A 19,302-nucleotide genomic window follows, 5' to 3' on the forward strand; every position below is an offset into this window, starting at 1 on the left:
CGCCCCGCGACACGTAGCACCGCAGTTCAAGAAGAATTACAGCCAGGATGACATCCATGTTCGACACTTTGCTGATTGCCAACCGCGGCGAAATCGCCTGCCGCGTTGCCGCCACCGCCCGCCGCATGGGGCTGCGCACCGTTGCCGTGTATTCGGACGCGGACGCCAACGCACGCCATGTGGCCGCCTGCGATCAGGCCGTCTACATCGGCGGATCGGAACCGCGCGCCAGCTACCTGCGCGCCGACGCCATTCTGCAAGCCGCGCTCGATACCGGCGCGGGCGCGATCCACCCTGGCTACGGCTTCCTGTCGGAGAACGAAGCCTTCGCCGAAGCGGCTGAAAAGGCGGGGATCGCCTTCGTCGGCCCGCCGGCGTCCGCCATCGCCGCGATGGGCAGCAAGTCGGCCGCGAAATCGCTGATGGAAAAGGCGGGCGTGCCGCTGGTGCCCGGCTACCACGGCGACAACCAGGATCCGCAGTTCCTGAAGACCCAGGCCGACGCCATCGGCTACCCCGTGCTGATCAAGGCCAGCGCGGGCGGCGGCGGCAAAGGCATGCGCGTGGTGGAATCGTCGGGTGCGTTCCTGGACGCGCTGGCCTCCTGCCAACGCGAAGCGGCTTCCAGCTTCGGCGATGACCGCGTGCTGATCGAACGCTATCTGCAAAAACCGCGTCACATTGAAATCCAGGTATTCGCGGATACCCACGGCAACTGCGTCTACCTGTTTGAACGCGATTGCTCGGTGCAACGCCGCCACCAGAAAGTCATCGAAGAAGCGCCGGCTCCCGGCATGACCGAAGCGCGGCGCCGCGCCATGGGCGAAGCGGCCGTGGCTGCCGCACGCGCCGTGGGTTATGTGGGCGCGGGCACGGTGGAGTTCATTTCCGAGCCTGACGGCCGCTTCTACTTCATGGAAATGAACACGCGCCTGCAAGTGGAGCACCCGGTCACGGAAATGATCACGGGGCACGATCTGGTGGAATGGCAATTGCGCGTGGCCGCGGGCCAGCCGCTGCCGGCACGCCAGGAAGACCTGCGCATCAACGGCCATGCCATCGAAGCCCGCATCTACGCCGAGAACCCCGAGAAGGGTTTCCTGCCGTCCATCGGCACGCTGGCCTATCTGGGACTGCCCCCGCACACCGCGTTCGCCAACGCCGACATCCGCGTGGATGGCGGCGTGCGCACGGGCGACACCATCACCCCGTTCTATGACCCCATGATCGCCAAGCTGATCGTGCATGGCGCTGACCGGGACCAGGCCCGCGCCCGCATGCTGCAAGCACTGGCGCAGACGCAGGCCGTGGGCGTGCAAACCAACGTGGCCTTCCTGGCGCGTCTGATGAAGGACAGCGCCTTTGCCGCTGCCGACCTGGACACCGGCCTGATCGAACGCCAACGCGCCACGCTGCTGCCCGAACCGCAGGCCGCAAGCGCCGCCACGCTGGCCTTGGCATCAGCCGCCGTGCTGGTGCGGCAAGGTCTGCCCCAGCCCGGCCCGCAGCCCGCCGGCAAAGGCCCGGCCGACCCCTGGGATGCCCGCGACGGCTGGCGTCTGGGCAACCAGTACCAGCGCCATCTGCAATGGGTGGACAACGGTGAAACGCGCCGCATCTCGATCGCTCGCCAGGGCGGCGCCTGGACGCTGGACACCGGCACCGGCCCGCAACCCTTTTTGTGGCGTTCGCACCCCAGTGCCAATCCCAACCTGGCCCATGGCTTGCGCATCACGCTGGCAGGCCATGAGAGCGCCGGCACGGTCGTGCTGCATGCCGACCGCGCCCACGTCTTCGGCGAAGACGGCGTGCACGTGCTGGACCTGTACGACCCGCTGGCGCATGCCCAGGACACGCAAGGCGAACACGGTGGCGGCCTGACGGCGCCGATGCCCGGCAAGATCATCTCGATCTCGATCAAGGCCGGCGACACCGTGGAAAAGGGTCAACCGCTGCTGGTGATGGAGGCCATGAAGATGGAACACACGATCTCCGCCCCCGCCGACGGCAAGGTCGAGGAAGTGTTCTACGGCGTGGGCGACCAGGTGACCGAAGGCGCGGAACTGGTGTCGATCAGCGCCTGATCCCTCCCCGACGCTCATCAGGCCGGTGCTTTTGCACCGGCCTTTTTATTTATGCGTCATACGCAATCATTTAGGGAAATAGATTGTTCTTGTTATAAATAACGCGCGAATCCTATGCTCCTCGCAACGTCATCCGACAGCCACGAGGAGAGATTCTGATGAGTGCGGTTCTGCAAGCGAGTTCGTCCCCGGCCACCCTGGTGCCCGCCGGCGTGGATCTGGTCGAGTACTACTACGAACGCGGTTTCACCGACGGCCTGCCGGTCGTGCCGCCGACCCGGGCGAAGATCGATGAAATCGTGGAGCGGCTGGGCGGCGACGCCGAATTCGTCGAAGCGCGGGTGGCGCCGCGCTGGGGTGAGCTGACGCGCGAAGTCCTGGCCATCAACATGGTGATGGCCGGATGCAAGCCTGAATACGCCCCGGTGGTGCTGGCCGCCGTGAAGGCGGTGACCGACCAGGCCTTCAACCTGAATGGCGTGCAGGCCACCACGCATGTGGCCGCGCCGCTGTTGGTCGTCAACGGACCCATCGCCCGCGAGATCGGCATGAACGGCGGGGTCAATGCATTCGGCTCCGGCAACCGCGCCAACGCCACCATCGGCCGCGCACTGCGCCTGATCATGCTGAACGTGGGCGGCGGCTGGCCGGGCGACCTGGACAAGAGCACGCTGGGGCATCCTGGCAAGTACACGTATTGCGTGTGCGAAAACGAACTGCAAAGTCCGCTTGCGCCCTATCACGTGGAACAAGGCTACAAGCCCGAGGATTCGACCGTCTTCGCGATGGCGGCGGAAGCGCCTCACAGCGTCACCAACCACATCTCGAACGACCCCGAGGGCATCCTGGACACGATGTGCTCGGCCATGAGCACCATTGCCTCCAACAGCGCGGTGCTGGGCGGCCACATTGCCGTGGTGCTGGGGCTGGAACATGCGCAGACCATCGGCAAGCACGGCTGGTCGCGCGCCGACGTGCGCAACTACCTGTACGTCAACCACGGCAATCGCTTCATCGACCTGGCCTATGGCCACCGCTACGGCAAGGTCTACAACCGCAATCTGCCCAAGTACTACAAGCGTGAGGACGACACCCGCATTCCCATCGTCCATAGCCCCGACCACATCCATCTGTTTGTGATGGGCGGCGAAGCGGGCCGCTTTTCCGTGCTGATCCCGGGTTGGGGGCACATGAGCACGCCGGTGCTTCGCGCCATCGATGGCGCCAGCGCGGACGCGGGCGATTGCACAAGCGGCGCCTGCGCCATCTGACGCAGGCGGCCGGATACGACCACAAGGAGCAGGGACATGTTGATGAACGATTCGGAAAAAGTCGCGGTGTTCGACCCGCGCGGCGCGCTGCGCTTCGAAGACGCGCCGGTGTCGGTGCGCAAGAAGACCCTGGCCGGATTGCGGCTGGGCATCCTGGACAACTCGAAGTGGAATGCCAACAAGCTGCTGCGCGGCGCAGCCGCTGCACTGGGTGCCGACATCGAATTCGCCCAGGTGAACTACTACGTCAAACATAGCTTCTCCAAGGACGCCGCGCCGGAACTGATCGATCGGATCGCGGCGGAGAACGACGTGGTGCTGACGGCCATTGGCGACTGCGGCTCGTGCTGCTCGGCGTGCGTGCGCGACTCCATCGCACTCGAACGCCTGGGCGTGCCGAGCGCGGTCATCATCACCACCGAATTCGCCCGAGAGACCGAATTGACGCGGCAAGCCGTGGGCATGAAGGCGCTGGAACCCGTCGTCATCGCCCATCCCGTCAGTTCGATCACCGCCGATGAAGTGGCGCAGCGCGTTGCCCAGATCAAAGAACAGGCGCAGCAGGTCTGGCTGGGCACCAAGGCGCCGTTGCAGGTGCGCGTCGAACTGCAATGACCCCGACGGCCGCGGCAGCCTGATCGCTGCCGCGGCCCGCGCGAAAGGGCAGCAGGAACAACAAGGGAGACACGATGGGCGCACTATCGCACTTGCGGGTGCTGGACCTTTCGCGCGTGCTTGCGGGCCCCTGGGCCAGCCAGCTGCTGGCGGACCTGGGCGCGGAAGTCATCAAGATCGAACGCCCTGGGCAGGGCGACGACACGCGCGGCTGGGGGCCGCCGTGGATCAGCGATCCGCAATGGGGCGACGTGGCCCAGTCCGCCTATTTCGCCGGCGCCAACCGCAACAAGAAATCCGTCGCCGTCGATATCGCCACGCCCGAAGGACAGCGGCTGGTCGCGGCGCTGGCAGCGCAGTGCGACGTGCTTATCGAGAACTTCAAGGTCGGCGGGCTGCAAGCCTATGGCCTGGATTACGACACGCTTCGGCAACGCCACCCGGGCCTGGTGTATTGCTCGATCACCGGCTTCGGGCAAGACGGCCCCTATGCCAGCCGGCCGGGCTACGACTTCCTGATCCAGGGCATGGGCGGCCTGATGAGCATCACGGGGCGCGGCGATGGCCAACCGGGCGCGGGGCCGCTGAAAGTCGGCGTGGCGCTGACGGACATTCTTACCGGCCTGTATGCCACAGCCGGCATCCAGGCGGCGCTGGCGCATCGCGATCGCACCGGGCAAGGCCAGCATGTCGACGTGGCCCTGCTGGACGTGCAGGTGGCTGCGCTGGCCAATCAGGCCATGAATTTCCTGGCCAGCGGCCGCGAACCCGCTCGGCTGGGCAACGCCCATCCCAATATCGTGCCCTATCAGGACTTCGCCACCCGAGACGGCCACGTCATCGTCACCGTGGGCAACGATGCGCAATTCCGTCGGTTCTGCGAGGCCATCGGCCGCCCCGATCTGGCGGACGACCCGCGCTACGCCACCAACACGGCGCGTCTGGCCGCGCGCGACACGCTGATCCCACAGATCCAGGCGCAGATGGCGCTGCACCCTTGCGCGCACTGGCTGCGCGAGCTGGAAGCGGTGGCGGTGCCTTGCGGACCCATCAACGGCCTGGCCGACGTCTTCGCCGACCCCCAGGTCTTGCAGCGCGGCATGCGCGTGCCGATGCCGGACGCGCAAGCGGGCTGCACCGAACTGGTCGGCAATCCCCTGCATTTATCGGCGACGCCTGTGGAATACCGCAGCGCGCCACCGGTGCTGGGTGCCCATACGGAACCGGTCCTGCGCGACATGCTGGGGCTGGCGCCGGAGGCGCTTGCCGAACTGCGACGCAATGGCGCGATCGCGGTCGGATCCTGATCGGTGTGCTCACAACAACGAAACAAGGGAGACAAACCATGGAACCACGCAGTCAAGCAGAGAAGCTCCGCAGACCCGCCAGGCGACGCCTGCTGATCGCTGCGGCGGGCGCCGCCCTGAGCCCCCTGGCCAGCCGCGCCTGGGCACAGGCCGCGTCCGGTTACCCAAGCAAACCGTTGCGCGTGGTCATCCCGTATCCGCCCGGAGGTCCGACCGACATCGTCGGCCGCATCGTTGCCGCAACGCTGGCCGAAAAGCTGGGGCAATCGGTGGTCATCGACAACCGCCCCGGCGCCAGCGGCATGATCGGCGCCGACACGGTGGCCAAGGCGGCGCCGGACGGCTATGTGCTGCTTATCAATGTGTCGGGGCAGCTGGTCAACCCGGCGCTGTACGCCAACATGTCGCATGATCCGCTCAAGGATTTTCGCGGCATCACCAATCTGGCGTCCACGCCGATCCAGTTGGTGGTCAGCGCCAATTCCCCGGTGCAGTCGGTGGCCGATCTGGTCGCATTGGTCCGGTCGCAACCCGGCCGGCATAATTTCGCATCGTCCAGCAATGGCACACCCGGCCACCTGGCTGGCGAGGTCTTCAAAGCGGCCGCCAAATTGGACGTCACGCACATCCCGTACAAGGGCAGCGCACCGGCGCTGACCGACGTGATCGGCGGCCAGGTCACCTACATGCTGGATTCCATGCCGTCGTCGATCAGCCTGGTCAAAGGCGGTAAGCTGCGCGCGCTGGCAGTCACCGCGGACCAGCGCGTTGCCGTGCTGCCCGACGTTCCCACCTTCGCTGAGCTGGGATATCCCACCGTCAATCTGACCACCTGGTATGGAATGTGGGCGCCCGCCCAGACGCCGCCGGACCTGATTGCGCGCTTGTACCAGGTGGTCAGCGATGTGCTGGCACAACCTGCCGTGCGTGCACGCCTTGCCGACGCGCAGGCAATGCCGGTGGGTGATGCGCCTGATCACTTCGATGCCTACTGTCGCACGGAAGCAAAGCGCTACGCCGACATCGTCCGGTTGGCCGGGATCCGGCTGCAATGAGCGCCGCCGATTCCTTCCATCATGCACGGGTGCTGATCCTGGGGTCTGGCCCGGCCGGTTACGCCGCCGCGCTCTATGCCGCGCGCGCCAATCTGCACCCGGTGCTGATCTCCGGCATGGCGCCGGGCGGCCAGCTCATGACCACGACCGAGGTGGACAACTGGCCCGCCGACACCCACGGCGTGCAAGGGCCGGACCTGATGCAACGGTTCCAGGACCATGCGCTGCGCTTCGGCACCGAGGTCATCGCGGACCATGTGCAGCGCGTGGACCTGTCGCGGCGGCCATTCATGCTGCACGGCGAGCGCGCCGCCTACACCTGCGACGCGCTGATCGTAGCAACCGGCGCGGTCGCGCGCTATCTGGGGCTGGCGTCCGAGCAGGCCTACCTGGGCAAGGGTGTTTCGGGCTGCGCCACCTGCGACGGGTTCTTCCATCGCGGTCGGGATGTGTGCGTGGTGGGCGGGGGCAACACAGCGGTTGAAGAAGCCCTTTACCTGTCCAACATCGCTCGATCCGTGACGCTCGTGCACCGGCGCGATACCTTTCGCGCCGAACCCATCATGGTAGACAAGCTGCACGAAAAGGTCGCCCAGGGAAAGATCCGGCTGAAGCTGCGTTGCGTGCTGCAAGACGTGCTGGGTGATGCCTCTGGCGTGACGGGCGTACGCATCCAGCGCTTGTCGGACGGCAGCAGCGAAGACCTGGACGTGAGCGGATGCTTCGTGGCCATCGGCCATCGCCCCTGCACCGAATTGTTCCAAGGTCAGCTGGAGCTGGAGAACGGCTACATCGTGACGCAGGCGGGCCGCAAGGGGCTTTCCACCATGACCAGCGTCAGCGGCGTATTCGCCGCTGGCGACGTGCAGGACCACGTGTACCGCCAGGCCATCACCAGCGCCGGCACGGGTTGCATGGCGGCGCTGGACGCGCAGCGCTTCCTGGAACAATCGGCGTCCTGAGCTGGCGCGGCCGCCGCCAGGAATCGGCGCTAGGTGCCGCCGCTACGAGTCGCCGCTACGAGCCGCTGCGGCTGCGTCGGACACGCGCGGGTGCAGCCGTCTGCACCCAGTCGCTGCGCAGTTGCGCCAGGAAACCGCTGGTGCTGGGAGGCAGGCCGCGCTCCTTGAGGTACACCACGCCGATGGCCTGGCTCAACGCGGGCCGGGTCAACGGCCGCGCCACCAGATCGGCGCTGAGTGCCGCCGGCACCGCCCCGCCAGGAACGATAGCGATGCCCACGCCCGCCCAGACGCATTGCATCACCGTGGCGAATTGGGTCACGGTGACTGCGTGCCGCAACGGCACGGCGGCAATCGACGCATGGCTGTCGATCAGGCGGCGGGTCTGCGCTTCCCGGGGCAGCGAGACCAGGGCGTAGGGCGCCAACTGTTCAAGCGTCACGCCGGCATGGACGGATAGCGGATGCTTGCGCGGCATCACCACGTGGAAGGCTTCGCGCCCCAGCGACACCACCGAGAACTCCGCCGGCACGTCATCGATATAAGTGATGCCCATATCGGCCACCCCGCTACGCACGTCGTCCAGCACCGTGCCATGAACCCCTTCTCGGATGTGGAGTTCAATGCGGGGCCGGGACTCCCGGTACCGCGCCACGATGCCGGGAAGCTGCGTATAGGCCACCGACATCACCGCGGACACGATGCTTCTTCCGCGTTGCTCGTCAGCGATCTCGCGCATGTTCTCGAACGAGATACGTAGATCGGACAGCACGCGATTGGCCAGCGAGACGAATTCCTGGCCTGCCGCCGTGGTCTCAACCCGGCGGGTGGAACGATGGAAGAGGGCGACACCCAACGCCTTCTCGACACGTTGCACGGTGCGGGTGAGCGCCGGTTGGGAAATATTCAGCGTGAGCGCTGCGGCGACGAAGCTGCCGTATTCGGCGACCGTGCAAATGGCCTGCAATTCACGTGAGCTAAGGTCGGGAAATGTTGCCATGCTGATTTCCTCGCGACGGCCAATATATGCTTAAAACGAAATTATAGAGAGAAGGCCGCTGTTTTCGGCAAGAATGCGAGGCCGGTGTCGTCCGGCCGCTCTTAGTTTCCCGTCAGCCAAATATCCCTAGAATGTGCCCTCCGGCGCCTCTCGTGCGCCTGCCGCGCTTGCCGCCATGCCCGCCCCCGACTCCCCCAGTCCGCTTTCCCGCCCCCCGTTCCTGCACTTCCTGTTCGCGCGCATCAGCGCGTCGCTGGCCTTCCAGATCGTCTCGGTGGCGGTGGGCTGGCAGATCTATGCGCTATCTGGCAGCGCGATCGACCTGGGGCTGATCGGCCTGGCCCAGTTCCTGCCCATGGCGGCGTTGACCCTGGTGGTGGGTCATGTGGCCGACCGCTACGACCGCCGCAAGATCGTCGCCATTTGCATGGCACTGGAAACCCTGGCCACGCTGGTGCTGGCGATTGCCGCGTTGCATGGTGTGGGCGGCAAGACGCTGATCTACGCCACCATCATCATCATGAGTTCGGCGCGCGCCTTTGAGGCGCCCACGCTGTCCACGCTGATTCCTGCCGTGGTGCCCCGCGAATGGCTACCCCGCGCAACGGCGCTGGCCTCTTCCGGCGGCCAGATCGCGCAGATCGCCGGCCCCGCGCTGGGCGGTATCGGCTACGGCCTGGGGGCAGGGTGGATCTATTGCGTGGCGGCGGCGTTGTACTTAACGGCCTTTGCCTCCATCGCCACGCTGGTCATCGAACGCGCCCCGCCGCGTAAAGAACCCACCACCTGGCGCACGCTGTTTGCCGGCATCACCTTCATCTTCCAGCGCCGCTTGCTGCTGGGCACCCTGTCGCTGGACCTGTTCGCGGTGCTGCTGGGCGGCGCCACCGCCTTGCTGCCGATCTTCGCCAAAGACATCCTGAACGCCGGCCCCTGGGCCCTGGGCGCCTTGCGAGCGGCCCCCGCCTGCGGCGCGGCGCTGATGTCGCTGACCCTGGCGCGCTTGAGCCTGGGCGAAAACGTCGGCCGCCTGCTGTTCGGCTCACTGATCCTGTTCGGGTTGGCGACGACGGTCTTCGGCCTGTCGACATCGATCCCGCTGTCGATCGGTGCGTTGGTGCTGCTTGGCGCTGCGGACTCCGTCAGCGTGGTGGTGCGTTCGTCGCTGGTGCAGTTGAACACGCCCGACCACATGCTGGGGCGCGTCAGTGCGGTGAATACCTTGTTCATTGGCGCGTCGAATCAGCTGGGGGAATTCGAGTCTGGACTGACCGCTGAGCTATTCGGCGCCGTGCCGGCGGTGGTGATCGGAGGAATGGGCACGATTGCCGTGGCGGGCTTGTGGATGCGGTGGTTTCCAGAACTACGGAAGCTCAGAACCCTGCATGGAAACGAGACGGCGCCGGGGTGAGGACAGTGCCTGGCGCATTTGTCTATCACTACCTGCGCGCAATGACGAACCGCTTTCCTTCCCGGCTGCACATCAACGTGTCACGCTGCATCGCGCACAGATTGTCCAGCAAGGCTGTCGAACACGCGCCGCTGACGGGTTGTGAAATGACCACCGCGCCCGCATCGCCTTTGAACTGGATATCCGCGCCGGAGTTGCGGCGCAGGCCGTCTGCAATCGAGGCCAGGGTTCTAGGCGCTCCCGCGAATTGTTCCGCGTCTGCGGGGAACCGACTGTTCAACTGCCAATAGCTCCCTCCTATCAGGACGAAGAACAGCGCGATCAGGACCACGGGGACCGGCCCTCTGAAGCCGAACTCTCGAAATTTTGCTGCGACAGTTCCCGGCACAGGCCGGGGATTCAGGAGCAAATACACCCCTAGCGCCAAAGACGCCAGCCCCACCACGACCGCAAGGGCATACATGATCCAGTCCAGCTCGGGCAACTCTTGAAGGCAGGTCAGGTCCATGGCGGATCACCGTTTCGCGTCGGAGAAGAACAGCACCAGCAATTGCGACTGCTGATGGAAATCCATCACCACATAACCCTTGCCGATCTCAAACCGGATATTCGCTTTCCAATCGACGGCAAGAGGCGGCTGCTTGCCGAGAAACACCGACGAGATGATCTCGCTGTATTTCTTGGAGAACTCGGTTAGCTCGTAATTTATTTCCTTGACCGGCAACTCAGTGCGAACAACGGCTTCGCGAAACAGGCTGGCCCGCGCCAAGACGGGCAAGGCCGCTTCAATGAATTTGCTGTCGCTCAAGGGAGTCGTATCGCCCGTTTGAGCGAACGCCAGATAGCGGGCAAGAATGTCAGGGGCCAGTTCCAGTTGCGCGCCATAAGCAGCCTGACCCAGCCAATGCGTCAGGACGCCGCGGTCGGCGCCCACACCCGAAAAGCCAAACTCGCAGCTGCGGCCGCGGTCATAGCGCTGGACGGTGCACGCGCCGTTGATGCTATAGGCTTGATACGCATTGGACGAAAATTTGCATTCGCAGTATTTGCCCGGGGGCTGCGATATCGCGGCGGGTTCAGTCTGACCCACCCCTTGGGCAACCACGCCGCCGCTCAGCAGGAGCAGCACGGCGCCGACAGCGGCCACGGCATGCGGGAAAAATCGACTCTGCGGCATGGGTACACCTCGCCTTTTCAGACATCTGAACGGGGGTGGAACTTGCCGCGTATTTAATAACGATACCGCCGCGTGTGGAGCAGGATTAATCCATATAAGCATGAAGGCGGGCGCGGATGGTATCGAGGCGATCCCGTTCCCATGCTAGAGTCAACCGTCCTTCTCATCGCATACCCATCATGTCGCCACACATCGAATCCGGGCCGGCCGATCCAGAAGACGCGCCATCCGGCGCGGGAAGCCTCATTGCAGGCCTGGGCATGAACCCGCCGACGCAGGCGATCTTGCCGGTGCGAACCGCCTTGCTGGTCATGCACTATCAGACCGACATCATGGCGCTGTTCCCAACGGTTGCCCCCACCTTGCTCGGCAATACGCGGCAACTCTGCGACGCCGCGCGGCAGAAAGGCGTCAGCGTCTATTTCGCCAAGATCCACTTCAGTCCGGGCTATCCGGAAGTCAGCCCGTTGAACAAGAACGGGCAGGGGATCAAACAACTGGGCCTTTTCGTCAATGACGAGATTTCGCCGGAACTGGGCAGGCAAAGCGGCGAGCCCCTCATCATCGCCCATCGCGCCAGCGTGTTCCACGGCACCGACCTGACGGTGCGGCTTTCGGCGCAGGGGATCGACACGCTGCTGATGGTAGGCATCGCATCCACCGGCGTCATGCTGTCATCCATCGCGCACGCCAGCGACGCGGACTACCGCCTCTTCACCGTCAAGGATTGTTGCTACGACCCGGACCCGATCGTGCACGAGCATCTTTTTTCGACCGCATTCGACTCGCGCACAACCGTGCTGTCTCTGGATGAAGCGCTGTCGTTGCTTGCGTAGCGGTCAGTCTGCGCGGGCAGCGCCGTGGAAGCACTCCCACGCTTCCGCTTCGATGCCCTGAATCACGTTGCCGTCTTCATCCGCGATCGTGAATTGCTGCTGGCTATCCCCGATACTGGCTTCTCCGTCCAGACCCAGCAGCAGCGCATACATCGTGTCTCGGACGACGGTGTCGAGGACGGCCCGCATCTGAACCGATTGATCGACGGATAGCCCCAACTCCCGAACTTTGGCCGCGACGTCACTGGCCGCGTCCGGTGCCGTGAAGGCTGCCAGCAACTCGGCCCGAAGCGCATTCCAGTTGGCGACGAATTCCTTTGCGTCCATTCCGTTTCCTGTCGAGTCCTAGTTCCTGCCCACGGCCCGAATCACATTCGGCTCGGCCTCGGACGCCGGCTTGTAGTAAAGCGTGGGCGCCCGATACGTCAGGTCGCGCAGCGCCGCATCCAGCTTGGGCAAATTGAAACTGGCCGCGCCCGGCGCTTGCCGGAAATCTTCCAGGCTGGCGGGCAAACGCATCAAGGTCATCGAATCCATCGTGCAGACGGGGACAAAAGCGGCGTCCTCGCACGAATCCGGCGTCATGACGGGCTGTTCCGGAGGCAACACGAAACCATCCGTCAGCACCGCTTCTCCCGCTTTGAGCGTGATCGCCGCTATCGGCGCGAAAGACAGTTCGGCTTCGATACCGGGCGCAGGCAGGGCATCGGCCTCTCCCGCATTGAACGCGATCTCGCCGTTGATGCGCCAGCGTACCTCTCGTGCGGCTTCATCACAGCCGCCACCGGATCGCAGCAACACCTCGCAGCCCTTGCCCAGGCCGTCATCATCGTCATTCCCGGTTGGCGGCGTCGGCCCGGTCCTCTTGAATTCGCGGTCCACCGTGTAATCCAGCGTGGCAATGCCGATCTTCTCCAGCCTCTTCGCGGTGCTCTGAGGCGGCACCGTTTCGGGCAGCTCGGTGCGAGGCTGGTGATAGGTGATGCGGTTAAGCCGGTATTCGCCCGGCCACACCGGAATCACCTGGTACAGCAGCTTGCCGCGCACCGTCTGGAACTGCGGCCCGGGGTCCTTCATATCCACCTTGTGGTCCCCCGCTCCGGCGCTGATCACGTAGCCCTCTTCCGACTTATGGTTCCAACGCATGAACGTGCTGCGCTGGCGCACGAAGCGGTCGCGCGTCGCGTCATCGTCGAAATTGCGCTGGGGGTCGGCATCCAGGTTAAGCGTCGGAATCACCAGCAGCGCCATTCCATCCTGCCGCGCGTTGCCCAGCAGTGCGTCCACGTTGTCGCGATGGCGCTCCACCAGCGCGGCGGTGCGCGCGGCGAAATCCGGAGCGACAGGCTGGGCAAACGCCAGCGCTGGGGTGAAAATGGCGAACAAGCAAATGCGGGCATGCACGGACAAACGCGGCATCGTTTTGGGTTCCTGTTTCCGAAGCGGAAAGAAGCGGGACATCGCGAAGCTGCGCCGCGCAATCCCCCGCAAAGAAGGGCGGGGCCATGATATCGCGTTGGCGCCGCCCCTTGCTCAACGGCCGGTCTGCATCGCCAGCCACACCGTCGCGGGGCCGGTTGAGCAAAGTGTTAGGCCTCGCTCGCTGGTTGCTGAAACTGTATTCCGAGTGACCTGCCATAGGCTTCCAGTGCCTGTGCTACCGTGAGGCCGAATCGCCATAAGGTGATGATCGTGTCGTACAACTCGTGCACCTGTAGACGGACTCGATCGCCAACCTGAAATTGACGCTCGCTGTCGACGAAATGTAGTTCTAGCATTGAGTCTTCTGTGGTCACGATGCCTGGTCGATCGATGACAAGTTCTTGGCCAGTCTCTTGGCCTCGTGCAACGAACTTCGCGTGCTGGAATGTAACCTTCAGAGTTCCGGTGTCGTCAACATCAAGTGGCGATACAAATCCAAGCCGATGCACGACACATGTGCGAGCCTTGTTAAGACTCAGGACATTCGCGTTGAAGCGGGTGGTCACCCCGAACTTTCGCTCAAGCTTCTCAAGTTTTTGCGGGAAGTGAAGTTTGTGATTCGTTCGCGGAAGATCGTTGAAGACCCTGTGAACGTCGGCAGCCTTCGCCGTTCCCTTAGCCGCTAGTGGGAAGACTTCGCAGACTTGGAGGCACTCATCCAGAAAGAGGCCTGTTGCCTCAATCCCGTCTCTAAGGAATCCACGCAGGAGCCAATCCAGGGCCTCGGCCCTGGCATCTTCATGCTTGAGCTGCGCCCCGATGGCCGGCACAAATGCTCCGAACTCTTTTTGCTCAGCCACTTGCTCCGCGGTTACGTTTTCGCAGCCAACCTGGAGAACCTTGGTCACGTCAAGTTGATGCTGGAGGCGACGAAAGAAGTTGCCTTGCAGCGCAGCTAGATCGATATGAACGTCGAGCGGATCGGATGGCATTCTACGAGGCACAACTTTGTTTTAGGGCGATAGTTCTGCCGCATAACATTGGAATGTCAGATAACTTGTCCTGCAAGTCACTGTTTAAATGCGGGAACCACGCGCCAGCGAAGATAACAAGGCAGGAATAGCAGCAGCCGACAAATTAGTGGGCTGATGCGGCCCATCCGGCACATTAGCCATGAGAGCATACCGTCTCGCCCCGGGAATAGGTGTCAGACTATCTTCGACACACAAATGCCAGCCCCCCGCCCCGCAAGATTTCCTTGCACCTCGCCAACTCTCGATAGCTATCTAAACAACTGCAAAGCAATGCGAAGGTTGCAAGCATTGTGGGCTAGGATGAATTCGTGTTCTATCAAGGAATCCCATCATGGCTCCTATCTCGCAAAAGCCATCTGCCTTCAAGGCGGTTCGCCCCAATGTCATGGAGGTCGAGTACGGCGCATTTCGCGGCTACGTAGACGTGATCGACCATACGCAGCAGACACCTCTCTGCAAGACGCACTTCTGCCGCACCGTCTGGCCATCCCGGGACATGGCCGAACAGCAGGCGATGGAGCTTGCCCGTGGTCTTCAGCGTGCACGCGGATTTGGCGCGTCGCGCACCGTATTGCTGACTGCCAGCCTGGGTGACGCGGCGGCTGGCCGCAAGCCGCTGGAGTTCGTGCCCGTCAGCTTGGTCAAGCAGCAGCCCACGGTTCCGATGGTCAAGCGCCACCTGCGATTGGTGGCCTGAGCAACCGCCTGGCGTTGATGACGGTGCTGGAGGCGGGCGGAGCGCCAGGGCCGCACGATTCTCCCTCAGCGCAAACCGCCAGAAGCACAAGGGCCGCATATGCGGCCCTTGTTATTCACTACCCGAAAACTCCGATCAAGCCTTGCGCGCTTGCGCAATCAGCCCGATATCAGACGAAATCAGCTCATTTCAGCGCAAGAATCAGCCCAAATTGAGCTGATTCTTGCTAAATTGAGCTGATTCAATCTTGCGCATACCCTCGTCGCGCATACCCCATGACCACTCGCGAACACATCCTCCAGCTTCTTCGCGCCCAACAGCAAGAGAATCTCCCCTGGCTGAGTTCCAGCGAGTTGGCCTACCAAACCGGCGCCAGTTGGTCCACGGTGAAGCGCCAGCTCGACATGTTGCGCAAAGCCGGCCTGGTGCTGCGCGAAGGGCAAGGCCGCGCGACGCGCTACGGGATTGCGGGCAAAGCGCCCGCCTGGACGCCAACTGCGGCCAACATCGCCACGCGACTGGCGGATTCGGCATCAGAGGCCACCGGGATGATCTGGTCTACACGCGGACAAGCGCTGCTGGCGCGGCTGCGGCAACCCTTGGCCGCGCGAACGCCCATGGGGTATCAACGCGCGTTCGTGGACGACTATGTGCCGAACCAGAGCTTCCTGCTGCTGCCGTCCCTGGCCCAGGCCTTGGCCGACGAAGGCCGCATGCCGGGCCAGTTGCCGGCCGGCACTTACGCGCGCCGCGTGCTCGAACCGCTATTGCTCGACCTGTCCTGGTCATCCTCGCGCCTGGAGGGCAACCGATATTCGTTGCTGGCCACACAAGAACTCTTCAGACGCGGCACGGCAGGAGAAGATCTGGATGCGGTGATGTTGCTTAACCACAAGGCAGCCATCGAGTTCATGGTGGATGCGGTGCCCAAGTATGGACTGACATCCGCCGTGATCGGCAACCTGCATGCGATTCTGATGCAAGACCTGTTGGCCGACGCCGAAGGTCTGGGCCGCGTCCGTCAGACGATGGTCAACATCCACGGCACGACCTATGTGCCCGCGCAAACGCCCTTGCTGCTGCAAGAAATGTTCGACCACATTGTCGAGAAAGGGCGGCTCATCAAGAATCCGGTAGAGGCGGCGTTTTTTCTTTGGGTGAACCTGGCCTATTTGCAGCACTTCGAGGACGGCAACAAACGCACCAGCCGCTTGTCGGCCAACATTCCGCTGATGCTCTACAACTGCGCGCCGCTGTCCTTTCTGGATGTGGAAACGCAGGACTATGCCTACGCCATGCTGGGCATCTATGAGTGCGGCGATGTGACGCTGGCGGCGGACCTGTTCGCGTGGGCCTATCGGCGTTCCATCCGCAAGTACGCAGTCCAGCTCGATGCGGCGGGCGTGCCTGATCCCGTGCGGCTGCGATTCCGGGAAAAACTGAACGAGGCGATCAGCCGCGTGGTGCGCGAACGGCAAACGGCCGATGCGGCGGTAGCAGCGCTGGGGTTGTCTGAAGACGATGCCAGGGTTTTCCGTCCGATGCTGGCGCAGGAACTGCGCGTGCTCGATCTGCACAATTGCGCGCGTTATCGGCTACCGATGGAGCAGGTGCGCGCGTGGATAGATGCAGGGAGGCCTGGGCATTCGGCTTAGCCAGGACTTTTACGCAGGTAGTGCGCAGCGTTCGCTTGGCCACACGTGGGCTGGACAGCGCATCGAAGCCTTCGGCAATCTCCGCATATAGGTTCCTTTTGTTCATCCCTGAAGCTGTCCCGTATCGCTGCGCCCCGCTAGGCAATGAGGCCCCAAAAAATCAGCCCAAGAAGCACAAGGGCCGCATATGCGGCCCTTGTTATTCACTACCCGAAAACTCCGATCAAGCCTTGCGCACTTGCGCGATCAGCTTGTCCAGTTCGTTCAGCATCAGGTCAATCTCTTCAGCCGTCACATTCAGCGCCGGCATGAAGCGCAGCAGGTTCGGGCGCGGCGCATTCAGCAGCAACCCTTGCGGTTCCAGATTGCGGGCGGCTTCGACAATTGCCGGGCCATCATCGCGATCCATGATCAAGGCGCGCAACAGGCCCAGGCCGCGTTCGCCCTTCATGCCGTACTTGGCCGACAGGGCCAAGAGGCCTTCCGACAACTGCTTGGAACGCGCGTTGACGGCGTCCATGAAACCCGGGGCAGCCAGGGCGTCAAACACCGCCACGCCGACGGCGGTCGTCAGCGGGTTGCCGTTGTAGGTGCCGCCCTGGTCGCCGTGCGTGAACACGCACACGTCCTGGCGTGCCAGCAGGGCGGCCAGCGGCACGCCGCCGCCGATGCCCTTGGCCAGGGTCATGATGTCGGGGATGACGTCGGAATGCTGGTAAGCAAACATCTTGCCGGTGCGGCCCATGCCGGTCTGCACTTCGTCGACGATCAAGAGCAGCTGGTTTTCGTCGGCCAGCTTGCGCAGGCCTTGCATGAATTCCTTGGTGGCGGGAATCACGCCGCCTTCGCCTTGCACGGGTTCCAGCATGATGGCGACCGTCTGGTCGTCGATCAGCTTCTTCACCGATTCCAGGTCGTTCAGTTCGGCCTTGGGGAAGCCTTCCACTTGCGGGGCGAACATCTTGTCCCAGCCCGGCTTGCCGGACGCGGACATCGTGGCCAGCGTGCGGCCGTGGAAGCCGTGGTTCATGGTGATGATCTTGTAGGCGCCGTTCTTCTTGACCTGGCCCCACTTGCGCGCCAGCTTGATGGCGCCTTCGTTGGCTTCGCCGCCGCTGTTGGCGAAGAAGACGCGGTCAAAGCAGGACGCGCCGGTCAGGCGCTGGGCCAGTTCGATCGACGGGATGTTGTAGAACGCCGGCGACGGGTTCATCAGTTTTTGCGACTGTTCCACCAGCGCGCGCTGCATTTCCGGCGCGGAGTGGCCCAGCGTGTTCACGGCCCAGCCCTGCACGAAGTCCAGGTATCGCTTGCCCGCGTGATCCTCCAGCCAGGATCCCTTGCCGCTGACGAACACGAGGTCCGGGCGGGAGGTGATCTCCATGAGGGTGTTGACATTGAACTGGCTGAATTCCATGGCGGTTCCTGCGGGGTAAAAGGACAGGGGGGAAGGAAACTTCGGGGGGAAGCCCGCGAAAGGGCAAATGTAGCACCGACAGGGGGATGCTATCGTGACGCACCCCCGCCGATTTGCCACCGGGCCGCCTCAAAAGGGCCGCCAGCGCTGGCGCTCTATTTTATGCAAGCTGCGCGCCCCCCGCGCGCAGCCCGTTGTTGCTTTTTACTGACCAATCATGAAACGTATCCTTTCCAGTCTTGCCGCCGGCCTGGCGCTGGCGGCGGCCGGCGCTCCGGCGCATGCCGATTTTCCTGAACGCCCCATCCGCCTGATCGTGCCGTTCCCGCCCGGGCAGGCCACTGACATCTTTGCCCGCGCCCTGGCTGAAAAGCTGGGCGCCGCCGTCAAGCAGCCCATCGTGGTGGAAAACCGCGCGGGCGCCGGCAGCAACATCGGCATGGAGCAGGCCGCCCGCGCCACGCCGGACGGCTACACGCTGGTCATCGCGGGCTCTGCCGCCGCCGTCAACCAGACCCTGTACAAGACCATCAACTACAGCCTGACCAAGGACTTCGCACCGGTGTCCGGCGTGTTCTCGGTGCCGCTGATGTTCCTGGCCACGCCGGCTTCGGGCATTACGTCGCTTCAGCAACTGGTGACGCAAGCCCGCGCCAATCCGGGTGAACTGGCCTATGCCAGCGCCGGCATCGGTGGCACGCAGCATTTGTCGGCCGAGATGTTCAAGGCCGCGGCGGATATCGACATCCGTCATATTCCGTACAAGGGCAGCGGCCCGGCGCAGGCGGATTTCCTGGGGCACCAGGTGCCGCTGATGGTGGATTCCGTCACCGCCGGTCTGCCGCACGTGCAAAGCAAGAAGGCCGTGGCGCTGGCCGTGACCACCGCCAAGCGCCTGCCGCAGTTGCCAGACGTGCCGACCGTTGCCGAATCCGGCTACCCCGGCTTCGAGGCCATCGGCTGGGCCGCCGTGCTGGCGCCGCGCGACACGCCGCCCGCCATCACGGACTATCTCAGCAAGCAGATCGGCCAGGCGCTGAATACGCCCGAGATGCAGAAATTCCTGCGCGATCGTGGCGCGGAACCCATGCCGCTGACGCCCGCCGCCACTGGCACGTTCATCGCCACCGAAGTTGAAAAATGGGGCCGTGCCGTGAAGCAGTCCGGCGCCCAGGTCGACTAAACGTCCCGCCTTGCCAACAAGCCGTCCCTCTGAAAAGGGGACGGCTTTTTTCATGGCGGACCAGCGCCGCACGGCGGGCCAGTGCTGCCCGATTGGGTGGTTTTTCTGGATGATCCATCCCGCCCCGGCCGGTTTATCCACAGCCCGCGCTTGCCTATGCTCTACGCTCCAACGAC

At 63.8% G+C, this 19,302-nt stretch carries 18 protein-coding genes; 11 read left to right on the forward strand and 7 right to left on the reverse strand.

Annotated features, from left to right (window positions below; genetic code table 11):
• Positions 1 to 56: 56 nt before the first annotated feature.
• The 6 genes from HV753_RS17705 to trxB all read left to right on the forward strand — a co-directional run bounded on the left by HV753_RS17705 (position 57) and on the right by trxB (position 7,294).
• A complete protein-coding gene (locus tag HV753_RS17705) occupies positions 57 to 2,084 on the forward strand; it encodes an acetyl-CoA carboxylase biotin carboxylase subunit (protein ID WP_175175831.1) in 2,028 nt (675 codons plus the stop codon).
• A gap of 158 nt (positions 2,085 to 2,242) precedes the next feature.
• Complete coding sequence (locus tag HV753_RS17710; protein WP_175175833.1) at positions 2,243 to 3,355, forward strand: hypothetical protein; 1,113 nt, start codon at positions 2,243 to 2,245, stop codon at positions 3,353 to 3,355.
• 36 nt (positions 3,356 to 3,391) lie between these two features.
• A complete protein-coding gene (locus HV753_RS17715; RefSeq protein WP_175175835.1) occupies positions 3,392 to 3,970 on the forward strand; it encodes a UGSC family (seleno)protein in 579 nt (192 codons plus the stop codon).
• A gap of 74 nt (positions 3,971 to 4,044) precedes the next feature.
• Positions 4,045 to 5,277: a CaiB/BaiF CoA transferase family protein gene (locus HV753_RS17720; protein WP_175175837.1), complete on the forward strand. Its 1,233-nt coding sequence runs from the start codon at positions 4,045 to 4,047 to the stop codon at positions 5,275 to 5,277.
• A 38-nt stretch (positions 5,278 to 5,315) separates the two neighbouring features.
• Positions 5,316 to 6,332 carry a Bug family tripartite tricarboxylate transporter substrate binding protein gene (locus HV753_RS17725; RefSeq protein ID WP_175175838.1) on the forward strand — a complete coding sequence of 339 codons (1,017 nt, stop codon included), beginning with the start codon at positions 5,316 to 5,318 and terminating at the stop codon, positions 6,330 to 6,332.
• Positions 6,329 to 7,294, forward strand: coding sequence for a thioredoxin-disulfide reductase (gene trxB, locus HV753_RS17730; protein ID WP_175175840.1), 966 nt, complete (start codon positions 6,329 to 6,331; stop codon positions 7,292 to 7,294). The genes HV753_RS17725 and trxB overlap by 4 nt, the downstream gene beginning before the upstream one ends.
• 55 nt (positions 7,295 to 7,349) lie before the next feature.
• Here the strand turns inward: trxB and HV753_RS17735 are convergent, their stop codons facing one another.
• Positions 7,350 to 8,294, reverse strand: coding sequence for a LysR family transcriptional regulator (locus tag HV753_RS17735; protein ID WP_175175842.1), 945 nt, complete (start codon positions 8,292 to 8,294; stop codon positions 7,350 to 7,352).
• Between the two features lie 175 nt (positions 8,295 to 8,469).
• Between HV753_RS17735 and HV753_RS17740 the strand changes: the two genes are divergently transcribed.
• Positions 8,470 to 9,705, forward strand: coding sequence for an MFS transporter (locus HV753_RS17740; protein ID WP_175175844.1), 1,236 nt, complete (start codon positions 8,470 to 8,472; stop codon positions 9,703 to 9,705).
• A 28-nt stretch (positions 9,706 to 9,733) separates the two neighbouring features.
• Here HV753_RS17740 and HV753_RS17745 read toward each other — a convergent pair whose 3' ends face one another.
• Positions 9,734 to 10,213, reverse strand: a complete 480-nt coding sequence (locus HV753_RS17745; protein WP_175175846.1) for a hypothetical protein — start codon at positions 10,211 to 10,213, stop codon at positions 9,734 to 9,736.
• Positions 10,214 to 10,219: 6 nt separating this feature from the next.
• Positions 10,220 to 10,882, reverse strand: coding sequence for a hypothetical protein (locus HV753_RS17750; protein ID WP_175175848.1), 663 nt, complete (start codon positions 10,880 to 10,882; stop codon positions 10,220 to 10,222).
• A 260-nt stretch (positions 10,883 to 11,142) separates the two neighbouring features.
• Here HV753_RS17750 and HV753_RS17755 point away from each other — a divergent pair, with 260 nt between their 5' ends.
• The gene (locus HV753_RS17755; protein WP_246288318.1) at positions 11,143 to 11,718 is read left to right on the forward strand and encodes a cysteine hydrolase family protein; all 576 of its coding nucleotides are present in this window, start codon (positions 11,143 to 11,145) and stop codon (positions 11,716 to 11,718) included.
• 3 nt (positions 11,719 to 11,721) lie between these two features.
• On the opposite strand, the gene HV753_RS17760 is transcribed toward HV753_RS17755, so the two are convergent.
• The 3 genes from HV753_RS17760 to HV753_RS17770 all read right to left on the reverse strand — a co-directional run bounded on the left by HV753_RS17760 (position 11,722) and on the right by HV753_RS17770 (position 14,132).
• Positions 11,722 to 12,045 (reverse strand): hypothetical protein, encoded by a 324-nt coding sequence (locus tag HV753_RS17760; RefSeq protein ID WP_175175851.1) that lies wholly within the window; start codon positions 12,043 to 12,045, stop codon positions 11,722 to 11,724.
• Between the two features lie 18 nt (positions 12,046 to 12,063).
• Complete coding sequence (locus HV753_RS17765; RefSeq protein ID WP_175175853.1) at positions 12,064 to 13,137, reverse strand: hypothetical protein; 1,074 nt, start codon at positions 13,135 to 13,137, stop codon at positions 12,064 to 12,066.
• Between the two features lie 170 nt (positions 13,138 to 13,307).
• The gene (locus HV753_RS17770; RefSeq protein ID WP_175175854.1) at positions 13,308 to 14,132 is read right to left on the reverse strand and encodes a hypothetical protein; all 825 of its coding nucleotides are present in this window, start codon (positions 14,130 to 14,132) and stop codon (positions 13,308 to 13,310) included.
• A 373-nt stretch (positions 14,133 to 14,505) separates the two neighbouring features.
• Between HV753_RS17770 and HV753_RS17775 the strand changes: the two genes are divergently transcribed.
• A complete protein-coding gene (locus tag HV753_RS17775) occupies positions 14,506 to 14,871 on the forward strand; it encodes a hypothetical protein (protein WP_175175856.1) in 366 nt (121 codons plus the stop codon).
• 275 nt (positions 14,872 to 15,146) lie between these two features.
• On the forward strand, positions 15,147 to 16,526 hold the full coding sequence (locus HV753_RS17780; protein ID WP_175175858.1) for a Fic family protein: 1,380 nt from the start codon (positions 15,147 to 15,149) through the stop codon (positions 16,524 to 16,526).
• 223 nt (positions 16,527 to 16,749) lie between these two features.
• Here HV753_RS17780 and HV753_RS17785 read toward each other — a convergent pair whose 3' ends face one another.
• Positions 16,750 to 17,943, reverse strand: coding sequence for an acetylornithine transaminase (locus tag HV753_RS17785; RefSeq protein WP_175175860.1), 1,194 nt, complete (start codon positions 17,941 to 17,943; stop codon positions 16,750 to 16,752).
• A 217-nt stretch (positions 17,944 to 18,160) separates the two neighbouring features.
• Between HV753_RS17785 and HV753_RS17790 the strand changes: the two genes are divergently transcribed.
• Positions 18,161 to 19,126, forward strand: a complete 966-nt coding sequence (locus HV753_RS17790; RefSeq protein ID WP_175175861.1) for a Bug family tripartite tricarboxylate transporter substrate binding protein — start codon at positions 18,161 to 18,163, stop codon at positions 19,124 to 19,126.
• The last annotated feature ends 176 nt before the right edge of the window (positions 19,127 to 19,302 follow it).

The organism is Achromobacter pestifer, assembly GCF_902859625.1.
Lineage (GTDB): Bacteria > Pseudomonadota > Gammaproteobacteria > Burkholderiales > Burkholderiaceae_B > Achromobacter > Achromobacter pestifer.

Bases quoted from the DNA above. Each gene is read 5' to 3' on its own strand.
- HV753_RS17705 (WP_175175831.1), top strand. From the start codon at position 57: ATGTTCGACACTTTGCTGATTGCCAACCGCGGCGAAATCGCCTGCCGC.
- HV753_RS17710 (WP_175175833.1), top strand. From the start codon at position 2,243: ATGAGTGCGGTTCTGCAAGCGAGTTCGTCCCCGGCCACCCTGGTGCCC.
- HV753_RS17715 (WP_175175835.1), top strand. From the start codon at position 3,392: ATGTTGATGAACGATTCGGAAAAAGTCGCGGTGTTCGACCCGCGCGGC.
- HV753_RS17720 (WP_175175837.1), top strand. From the start codon at position 4,045: ATGGGCGCACTATCGCACTTGCGGGTGCTGGACCTTTCGCGCGTGCTT.
- HV753_RS17725 (WP_175175838.1), top strand. From the start codon at position 5,316: ATGGAACCACGCAGTCAAGCAGAGAAGCTCCGCAGACCCGCCAGGCGA.
- trxB (WP_175175840.1), top strand. From the start codon at position 6,329: ATGAGCGCCGCCGATTCCTTCCATCATGCACGGGTGCTGATCCTGGGG.
- HV753_RS17735 (WP_175175842.1), bottom strand. From the start codon at position 8,294: ATGGCAACATTTCCCGACCTTAGCTCACGTGAATTGCAGGCCATTTGC.
- HV753_RS17740 (WP_175175844.1), top strand. From the start codon at position 8,470: ATGCCCGCCCCCGACTCCCCCAGTCCGCTTTCCCGCCCCCCGTTCCTG.
- HV753_RS17745 (WP_175175846.1), bottom strand. From the start codon at position 10,213: ATGGACCTGACCTGCCTTCAAGAGTTGCCCGAGCTGGACTGGATCATG.
- HV753_RS17750 (WP_175175848.1), bottom strand. From the start codon at position 10,882: ATGCCGCAGAGTCGATTTTTCCCGCATGCCGTGGCCGCTGTCGGCGCC.
- HV753_RS17755 (WP_246288318.1), top strand. From the start codon at position 11,143: ATGAACCCGCCGACGCAGGCGATCTTGCCGGTGCGAACCGCCTTGCTG.
- HV753_RS17760 (WP_175175851.1), bottom strand. From the start codon at position 12,045: ATGGACGCAAAGGAATTCGTCGCCAACTGGAATGCGCTTCGGGCCGAG.
- HV753_RS17765 (WP_175175853.1), bottom strand. From the start codon at position 13,137: ATGCCGCGTTTGTCCGTGCATGCCCGCATTTGCTTGTTCGCCATTTTC.
- HV753_RS17770 (WP_175175854.1), bottom strand. From the start codon at position 14,132: ATGCCATCCGATCCGCTCGACGTTCATATCGATCTAGCTGCGCTGCAA.
- HV753_RS17775 (WP_175175856.1), top strand. From the start codon at position 14,506: ATGGCTCCTATCTCGCAAAAGCCATCTGCCTTCAAGGCGGTTCGCCCC.
- HV753_RS17780 (WP_175175858.1), top strand. From the start codon at position 15,147: ATGACCACTCGCGAACACATCCTCCAGCTTCTTCGCGCCCAACAGCAA.
- HV753_RS17785 (WP_175175860.1), bottom strand. From the start codon at position 17,943: ATGGAATTCAGCCAGTTCAATGTCAACACCCTCATGGAGATCACCTCC.
- HV753_RS17790 (WP_175175861.1), top strand. From the start codon at position 18,161: ATGAAACGTATCCTTTCCAGTCTTGCCGCCGGCCTGGCGCTGGCGGCG.